Annotated in this window: 8 protein-coding genes; 6 read left to right on the plus strand and 2 right to left on the minus strand. The window is 61.8% G+C overall.

Annotated elements, in window-relative coordinates:
• The coding region (locus tag Q8X48_RS29665) for a calcium-binding protein (protein WP_407802647.1) at window positions 1-592 on the plus strand (592 nt) is incomplete at its 5' end.
• A 274-nt stretch (window positions 593-866) separates the two neighbouring features.
• On the opposite strand, the gene Q8X48_RS29670 is transcribed toward Q8X48_RS29665, so the two are convergent.
• Together Q8X48_RS29670 and Q8X48_RS29675 are read right to left on the minus strand one after the other, a co-directional pair.
• The gene (locus tag Q8X48_RS29670; RefSeq protein WP_102675208.1) at window positions 867-1,076 is read right to left on the minus strand and encodes a hypothetical protein; all 210 of its coding nucleotides are present in this window, start codon (window positions 1,074-1,076) and stop codon (window positions 867-869) included.
• Window positions 1,077-1,358: 282 nt separating this feature from the next.
• Window positions 1,359-1,925: a TetR/AcrR family transcriptional regulator gene (locus Q8X48_RS29675; RefSeq protein WP_407802648.1), complete on the minus strand. Its 567-nt coding sequence runs from the start codon at window positions 1,923-1,925 to the stop codon at window positions 1,359-1,361.
• 127 nt (window positions 1,926-2,052) lie between these two features.
• On the opposite strand from Q8X48_RS29675, the gene Q8X48_RS29680 reads away from it, so the two are divergent.
• The 5 genes from Q8X48_RS29680 to Q8X48_RS29700 all read left to right on the plus strand — a co-directional run bounded on the left by Q8X48_RS29680 (window position 2,053) and on the right by Q8X48_RS29700 (window position 8,635).
• Complete coding sequence (locus Q8X48_RS29680; protein ID WP_095967552.1) at window positions 2,053-2,346, plus strand: LysR family transcriptional regulator; 294 nt, start codon at window positions 2,053-2,055, stop codon at window positions 2,344-2,346.
• Window positions 2,347-2,425: 79 nt separating this feature from the next.
• On the plus strand, window positions 2,426-2,575 hold the full coding sequence (locus tag Q8X48_RS29685; protein ID WP_407802805.1) for a hypothetical protein: 150 nt from the start codon (window positions 2,426-2,428) through the stop codon (window positions 2,573-2,575).
• A 196-nt stretch (window positions 2,576-2,771) separates the two neighbouring features.
• The gene (gene mexE / locus Q8X48_RS29690; RefSeq protein ID WP_407802649.1) at window positions 2,772-4,013 is read left to right on the plus strand and encodes a multidrug efflux RND transporter periplasmic adaptor subunit MexE; all 1,242 of its coding nucleotides are present in this window, start codon (window positions 2,772-2,774) and stop codon (window positions 4,011-4,013) included.
• A 12-nt stretch (window positions 4,014-4,025) separates the two neighbouring features.
• The gene (locus Q8X48_RS29695; RefSeq protein WP_407802650.1) at window positions 4,026-7,217 is read left to right on the plus strand and encodes an efflux RND transporter permease subunit; all 3,192 of its coding nucleotides are present in this window, start codon (window positions 4,026-4,028) and stop codon (window positions 7,215-7,217) included.
• Window positions 7,217-8,635: an efflux transporter outer membrane subunit gene (locus Q8X48_RS29700; protein ID WP_095967555.1), complete on the plus strand. Its 1,419-nt coding sequence runs from the start codon at window positions 7,217-7,219 to the stop codon at window positions 8,633-8,635. The genes Q8X48_RS29695 and Q8X48_RS29700 overlap by 1 nt, the downstream gene beginning before the upstream one ends.
• The last annotated feature ends 323 nt before the right edge of the window (window positions 8,636-8,958 follow it).

The raw sequence follows: 8,958 nt of genomic DNA on the forward strand, positions 1-8,958 counted from the left end.
TTACTACGATCTGATCGTCACCTTCGCCAACGGCCGCACGGTCACGGTGGGAACCCAGCTTTATTCCGCTGATCCGAATGGGGAGTACGGCGTGCAGGAGTTCCGCTTCGCCGACGGTAGCGTATGGACCCGCAGCAGCCTGCCCGGCTTCAACTCCACCGCCGGCGACGATGTAATCGTCGGACTCAACGGCAACGACTCGCTGAACGGTCTGGCTGGTAATGACGACATCGACGGGCGCGGCGGCAACGACTCGCTAACCGGAGGCTTGGGCGATGACATCTTCCGCTTCTCCACCGCGCCCGGCGGCAACAATATCGACTCCGTGACCGACTTCACCGCCGGCCAGGATCATCTCGCACTAAGCAACGCCGTCTTCAACCTGCAGGGCCAAGCGCTGACCGACCCCGGCGTGCTGGCCAATGTCACCGACAACCAGACCGAACAGGCGGGAGCGAATCTGGTGTTCAACCAGAGCAACCAGACGCTCTACTACGACGCCGACGGCGCCGCCAATGGTAACGCGGCGGCGGTGGTGACGCTGACCGGGGTGGCGAGTCTGGCGGCGAGCGACCTGCAGCTCTTTGGCTAGACGCGCAGTCCGAGCTTGGGTTCTCGAACCCAGGCTTGGTTTGTCGCCAGGAGCGTCAGCCGGGCAGGCCGGTCACCCGGATTCGGCACTGTGCCGGCAGCAGCTTGAGTACGAGTGGGGCTCAGCTGCGCAGGCGGGCGAACAGATTGACCAGCTCCGCCTGGCGGGTGGTGTCGGTCTTGCGGAACAGGGCGCGTAACTGGGTACGCAGGTTGACGCTACCTATTTACTATAGGTCTGTCCATCGACCGGTTGAATCCACAGCCGATAGCCGTCACTCCGGCGCCATCATCACCGCGAGTGTCATCTTGATGAACTCTTCATTCTTGTCGATGGCTTCCAGGGCGCCGCGTACGTTGTCGGCGACATCGGCAGAGACGCGGGCTTCGACCCAGTTGGAAAGCTCCAGGATGGCGGCTTCGAGGGCGAGTTGATTTTCGTTGATTTTGAAGAGCAGGGAAGGAAGCAGGTCAGAGTTCGGCATTGAGATTCCTCAGCTAAAGAGGAAAGCGTAGCAGTCAAGGGGGGGATGTTTGGTCGGCAGGGCGCCGGGGGAGGGCATTTCAGGCTGGCATAATGTTGTCATTGCATAGCCAAACTGAGCCATACAAACCCCAAAGAGGGATTTTTGAGGGCCTGAAAGCCGCAGCCTGCGCGGCCCTCAGGGTTGCCCTTCAAGATGATGAACCTGGATCGCTTCGATCTGGCGTAATCAAAGGGCCTGAACTTGCCGCGACCTGCTGGGACCCGGTCGCGGCAAGCCCTTCTACTGTTGTTCAACACCGACAGACCAGGCATCGATCACCGATTGCAGGAACTGCTGCGACAATCGCGGGTTGTCCAGGGCTCTGGCGATCAGTATCGCCCCGGTAATCGATGACAGGATGCGCAAGGCTTCCTGGTGCTTTTCATCATCGGTTTCGCCGTCGACCAATGGCATCAGCGTTTCGATCAGGGACTGCACGCCTTGGGTGAACGAGTGGCTGACGGCCCCGCCGTTGCGCGCGACATCGGCCGCCAGGGCAGGGATCGGGCAGCCTTCGGTCCAGTTGGTCATGTGGCTTTGGCTCAAGTACCTCTTGAGCAGTTCGGGGATGGATTTGGCCGCTCGCCAGTCGTCAATGTTGGTTTCGAACGTACGGCTCACGGCCTCCGATGCCAACTGCTCCTTGCCACCTGGGAACTGTCCGTAAAAGCCGCCGTGGGTCAGGCCCACCGAGCGGGACAGTTCGCCGATCCCGATGCCGTCGATGCCTTTTTCCCGGTACAACCTCGAGGCCGCGCCGAGGATCGCTTCCTTGTTGGCGGCTGCCTTGTCTTTCGTCACTTTCATGAGTGGAGTCCTGTCTTGCGATGGGCGCCATGGCAAATTTTTGCTGAAGGGCTGGTATTAATGATGACTGTAATATAAATTCGCGGCAATGGCCTTGCAGGAAAAACACCTCACAGGGTGCTGACCCATGAAACGTAATGATCTGCGCAATATCGACCTCAATCTGCTGGTGGTTTTCGAGGCGCTCATTCAGGAGCGCAACGTCACTCGGGCCGCACAAAGACTGTCCCTGGGCCAGCCGGCGGTCAGCGGCGCATTGGCTCGTCTGCGCACGCTGTTCAACGACCCTCTGTTTAAACGCATTGGCCACAAAATGGAACCGACCACCCGAGCCTTGCAGGTGGCGCAAACGCTCGGGCCGGCACTGGACTCCATTTGTTCCGTCGTCAGTCTGACGGCTTGCAATGAAAAAACCTGCTGAAACCGGGAACAGAGTATCTACAGGTATTGCGTGAAAAACGACGCGGGCGCGGTCCATTGTGGGAGCTGGCTTGCCAGCGATGGTCGTCAACGATAACGCGGGTGAACTGGATGAACGCGGCGCACTGGAGTCCATCGCCAGCAGGCTGGCTCCTACAGTTTCAGCGTGGGCAGGGCCCCTTGTGGGAGCTGGCTTGCCTGCGATGGTCGTTAACGATAACGCGGGTTAACTGGATGAACGCGGCGCACTGGAGTCCATCGCCAGCAAGCTGGCTCCTACAGGTATTGCGTGAAAAACCTTTTTTTTGTGCTTATACATGATGGTCATCATTAATGGTGATACCCAAGTTCACTCCATTCGATTCGTCGCAGCCCCTTGTGCGGCCGAGAATTCTCCAACCCTTAAACCGTCTGGCGGACACCCCCATGGAACAGTCACTCAAACCTTTGCGTTATCCCCTTGCTGCCCTGACCCTGGCGGCCATCACGGCCTGCGGTCACGCACCCGATGCCGCCAAGGCGCCGGGTGCGCCTTCTGTCACCGTCGCCAAAGTGCTTGAGCAACCCATTACCGAATGGGACGAAGTCACCGCCCGTCTGGAAGCGCCGGAAACCGTCGTGGTTCGTCCGCGGGTATCGGGGCAGATCGATCGTGTCGCCTTCACCGATGGCGAGTCGGTCAAGAAAGGGGATCTGCTGTTCCAGATCGATCCACGTCCGTTCGAGCACGAAGTGCACCGCCTCGAAGCGCAGTTGCAACAAGCTCGCGCCACGCTGGTTCGAACCGCCAACGAAGCGCAACGCGGCCAGCGCCTGCTGAGCAGCAATGCCATTTCTGCGGAACTGGCCGACACGCGCAGCACCACGGCCCAGGAAGCCAAGGCCGGTGTCGATTCGGTTCAGGCGCAGCTGGACCTGGCGCGCCTGAACCTGAGCTTCACCCGCGTCACCGCGCCGATCAGCGGCCGGGTCAGCCGTGCCGAAATCACCGCCGGCAACATCGTCACCGCCGACACTTCGGCGCTGACCAGCGTGGTCTCCACCGACAAGGTCTACGCCTATTTCGACGCCGACGAACGCCTGTTCCTCAAGTACGGCCAGCTCTCCCGTGAAGGCCGGCGCAGTCAGTCCACGCCGGTGTACATGGGCTTGTCGAACGAGGAGGGCAATAGCCACCTGGGGCAGATGAACTTCGTCGACAACCAGGTCAATCCCAAGACCGGCACCATCCGTGGCCGCGCGGTGTTCGACAACGCCGACGGTCAATACACCCCGGGCCTGTATGCCCGATTGAAACTGGTGGGCAGCGCGGCCTATGCCGGCCTGCTGATCAAGGACGAGGCCGTGGGCACTGACCTCGGCAAGCGGTTCGTGCTGGTGATCGACCAGGACAACAAGGCCGTGTACCGCAGCGTCGATCTGGGGCCGAAGCTCGAAGGCTTGCGCATCGTGCGCAGCGGTTTGCAAAAAGACGACCGGATCGTCATCAACGGCCTGCAACGGGTCCGTCCCGGCGCGGTGGTCGCGCCTCAGGACGCGCCGATGGCCGATGCGCAAACCGTCGCCAACCTGGCCCGTCAGCGGCAGGCCGTCGAGGCGGGTAATCAGCCCGTCGCTCCGTCACCGGCGCTGGTGAAAACCGATGCCGCCGTTTCGCCTCGCGGATAAAGGAACACAGCCATGAAGTTCTCCCGGTTCTTTATCACGCGGCCGATCTTTGCCGCCGTGCTCTCGCTGCTGATCCTGATTGCCGGCGCCATCGCGCTGTTCCAGTTGCCGATCAGCGAGTACCCGGAAGTGGTGCCACCCACTGTCGTCGTTCACGCCAACTATCCGGGGGCCAACCCCAAGGTCATCGGTGAAACCGTGGCCGCGCCCCTGGAGCAAGCCATCACCGGCGTCGAGAACATGCTGTACATGTCCTCGCAGTCGACGGCGGATGGTCGACTCACGCTCACCGTGACCTTCGCCCTGGGCACCGATCTGGACAACGCCCAGGTACAGGTGCAGAACCGCGTGACCCGCACCGAGCCGAAACTGCCGGAAGAAGTGACGCGCATCGGTATCACCGTGGACAAGGCATCGCCCGAGCTGACGATGGTGGTGCACCTGACCTCGCCGGACAAGCGCTACGACATGCTGTACCTGTCCAACTACGCGATCCTCAACGTCAAGGATGAGCTGTCACGCCTGAACGGAATCGGTGACGTGAAGATGTTCGGTATCGGCGACTACTCGCTGCGTATCTGGCTCGATCCGAACAAGACCGCGTCACGCAACCTGACCGCCACCGACGTGGTCAATGCGGTGCGTGAACAGAACCGCCAAGTGGCGGCCGGCCAACTGGGTTCACCGCCTGCACCCAACGCCACCAGCTTCCAGATGTCGATCAACTCCCAGGGCCGCCTGGTCACCGAAGAAGAGTTCGAGAACGTGATCGTCCGCAGTGGTGCGGACGGCGAAATCACCCGCCTCAAGGACATAGCCCGGATTGAACTGGGCTCCAACCAGTACGCCTTGCGCGCCTTGCTCAACAACCAGGAAGCGGTGGCGATGCCGATCTTCCAGCGCCCGGGTTCCAATGCCATCGACGTTTCCGATCAGGTGCGGGCGAAGATGGCCGAGCTGAAGAAGAGCTTCCCGGAAGGCATGGACTACGAGATCGTCTACGACCCGACCATCTTCGTGCGCAGCTCGATCGAGGCGGTGGTCCATACGCTGTTCGAAGCGTTGATCCTGGTGGTGCTGGTGGTGATCCTGTTCCTGCAAACCTGGCGCGCCTCGATCATTCCACTGGTCGCCGTACCGGTGTCGCTGATCGGTACCTTTGCCGTGATGCACCTGTTCGGTTTTTCCCTTAATGCCTTGTCGCTGTTCGGCCTGGTATTGGCCATCGGCATCGTGGTCGACGATGCGATCGTCGTGGTGGAGAACGTCGAGCGCAATATCGAGACAGGGCTCGATCCGGTCGAAGCGACGCAAAAAGCCATGGGCGAGGTGACCGGCCCGATCATCGCTACAGCGTTGGTGTTGTGCGCGGTGTTCGTCCCGGCGGCGTTCATTTCCGGCCTGACGGGGCAGTTCTACAAACAGTTCGCCCTGACGATCGCGATCTCCACGGTGATCTCTGCGTTCAACTCGCTGACCTTGTCGCCGGCATTGGCGGCGGTTTTGCTCAAGTCCCACAGTGCACCCAAGGACCGCTTTTCGAGGATTCTGGATCGCCTGTTCGGTGGCTGGCTGTTCAAGCCCTTCAACCGGCTGTTCGAAAGGGCCGGCAACGGGTATGTCGGGACCGTGTCCAAGGTCATCCGTGGCAGCAGCGTGGCGTTGCTGGTCTATGCCGGTCTGATCGCCTTGACCTACATGGGCTTCAGCACCACGCCGACCGGGTTCGTGCCGACCCAGGACAAGAAGTACCTGGTGACCTTCGCGCAATTGCCGGATGCGGCCAGCCTGGATCGCACCGAGTCGGTGATCCGCCGCATGAGCACCATCGCCATGAACGAACCGGGCTTCGACAGCGCCGTGGCCTTCCCGGGCTTGTCGATCAACGGTTTCACCAACAGCCCGAACGCCGGTATTGCCTTCATCGGCTTGAGCGCTTTCGATGAACGCAAAAGTCCGAGCCTGTCCGCCGGGGCGATTTCCGCTTCGCTGAACGCCAAGTTCGGTGGCATTCAAGACGCCTACATTGCGGTGTTCCCGCCGCCGCCCGTTCAAGGCCTGGGCACCATTGGTGGCTTCCGCCTGCAGATCGAAGACCGCGGCAACCTGGGGTACGACGAGCTGTACAAGGAGACCATGAACATCATCGGCAAGAGCCGCAGCGTGCCGGAACTGGCCAACCTGTTCACCAGCTACACGGTGAATGTGCCCCAGGTTGAGGCCGCCATTGATCGCGAAAAAGCCAAGACCCACGGCGTGGCGATCAACGACATTTTCGACACGCTGCAGGTGTACCTGGGTTCGCTGTACGCCAACGACTTCAACCGTTTTGGCCGTACCTATCAGGTCAACGTCCAGGCTGAGCAACAGTTCCGCCAGGAGCCGGAGCAGATCGGTCAGTTGAAGGTGCGCAACGACCGTGGAGAGATGATTCCACTGGCCACCTTCGTCAAGGTCAGCCCGACGTCGGGGCCCGACCGGGTCTCGCACTACAACGGTTTCGTCACCGCAGAAATCAACGGCAGCGCGGCCCCGGGCTACAGTTCCGGCCAGGCGCAGGCGGCGATTGAAAAGCTGTTGAAGCAAGAGCTGCCCAACGGCATGACCTACGAGTGGACCGACCTGACCTACCAGCAGATCCTCTCCGGCAACACCGCGTTGCTGGTGTTCCCGCTCTGCGTCCTGCTGGCGTTCCTGGTGTTGGCGGCCCTGTATGAAAGCTGGAGCCTGCCGCTGGCGGTGATCCTGATCGTGCCGATGACCCTGCTGTCGGCGATTGCCGGGGTGATCATCTCCAAGGGCGACAACAACATCTTCACCCAGATCGGCTTGATCGTGCTGGTGGGGCTGGCGTGCAAGAACGCGATCCTGATCGTCGAGTTCGCCAAGGACAAACAGGACCAGGGCCTGTCGCCGCTGGACGCTGTTCTCGAAGCCTGCCGCCAGCGTCTGCGCCCGATCCTGATGACGTCGTTCGCATTCATCATGGGCGTCATCCCGCTGGTGACGTCCACCGGCGCCGGCTCCGAGATGCGTCGGGCCATGGGGGTTGCCGTGTTCTCCGGGATGCTCGGGGTGACCTTCTTCGGTCTGTTGCTGACACCGGTGTTCTACGTCCTTATCCGTCGCTACATCGAACGTAAAGCCGCGCGCCAGGCGGCCCGCGCTCAATCGCTCAAGGCCATTGATCCGGAGGCACACTGATGAAGGCTTTCAAGCTGTTTTTACCGAGTTTGCTGGTCACCGCGTTGGCCGCCTGCACCGTCGGGCCGGATTACAAGACCCCGGACACGGCGCCGGCCCATGTCGCCTCGGCCAAAGGGGCCAACTACGATCAAACGCGTTTCGAAACGGTGTGGTGGCAGCAATTCGATGACCCCACGTTGAATCAGCTGGTTGGTAAAGCGCTTAACGGCAACCGCGATCTGCGCGTGGCCTTCGCCCGCTGGAAAGCCGCACGGGCCATTCGCGATGACATCAGCAACGACAACCTGCCGGTGGTCACCAGCCGGGTCAGCAGCCAGCAAGGCAAGTCGCAGGTGCCGGGTCTGACCGAGCAGCGGGTCAACACCGATCGCTACGACCTGGGCCTGGACATGGCCTGGGAGATCGACCTGTTCGGGCGCATCCAGCGCGAACTGGAATCCAGCGATGCCCGGGAAGACGCCACGGCGGCGGAGCTGTACCAACTGCGGGTGAGCATGATCGCCGAGTTGGTGGATGCCTATGGTCAGCTGCGGGGTGCGCAACTGCGGGAAAAAATCGCCCTGGCCAACCTGAAGAACCAGAGCGAATCGCGCAGCGTCACGGTGAGCCTGCGTGACGCGGGCGTGGGCAATGAGCTCGACGTGGTGCGTGCCGATGCCCGCCTGGCGGCTGTCGAGGCGAGCGTGCCGCAACTGCAGGCGGAGCAGGTGCACCACAAAAACCGCATCGCCACGCTGCTGGGTGAACGCCCGGACACGCTGGGCATCGACTTGAGTCCGAAGGACTTGCCGGCCATCGCCAAGGCGTTGCCGGTTGGCGACCCCGGCGAGCTGTTGCAGCGGCGCCCGGATGTGCGCGCGGCAGAGCGCCGCCTGGCGGCTTCAACGGCGGATGTCGGCGTGGCCACCGCCGACCTGTTTCCACGGGTGAGCCTGAGCGGCTTCCTCGGGTTCATCGCGGGGCGCGGTTCGCAGATCGGTTCCAGCGCCGCCCGCGCCTGGAGCCTGGGCCCGAGCATCACCTGGGCCGCGTTTGACCTGGGCAGTGTGCGGGCGCGCATTCGTGGCGCAAACGCCGAGGCCGAGGGTGCATTGGCGACCTATGAGCAACAGGTGCTGCTCGCCCTGGAAGAGTCGGAAAACGCCTTCAGCGACTACGGCAAGCGCCAGCAACGCCTGCTGTCGCTGATCCGGCAAAGCGAGTCGAGCCGTGCCGCGGCCGACCTGGCGGCGACCCAATACAAGGAAGGGGTGGTGGACTACCTGGTGTTGCTCGACGCACAACGCGAGCGCCTGAACGCCGAGGATGCCCAGGCACTGGGTGAAACCGACCAGTACCGGGCCATTGTGGCGATCTACAAATCCCTGGGCGGCGGATGGGACAGCGGCGACACCCGGCTCGCGAAAAACAACTGACAAACCCGTTGTTGCTTTTGTAGGAGCGAGCTTGCTCGCGATGGACGTTAACGAAAACGCGTGCTTGCTGGCTAAGCGCGGTGTTCTTGAGACCATCGCGAGCAAGCTCGCTCCTACAGGGTTAGTGGGTGTACGCAGTATTTGTGGACTACCGAATCTACTGTGGGAGCGGGCTTGCCCGCGAAAGCGGTAGTTCAGCCACCGATGATGTTGGCTGTGCCGGCCTCTTCGCGAGCGAGCTCGCTCCTACAGGGTTAGTGGGTGTACGCAGTATTTGTGGACTACCGAATCTACTGTGGGAGCGGGCTTGCCCGCGAAAGCGG

The organism is Pseudomonas sp. QLc11A (assembly GCF_052112305.1).
Classification (GTDB): Bacteria; Pseudomonadota; Gammaproteobacteria; order Pseudomonadales; family Pseudomonadaceae; genus Aquipseudomonas; species Aquipseudomonas laurylsulfatiphila.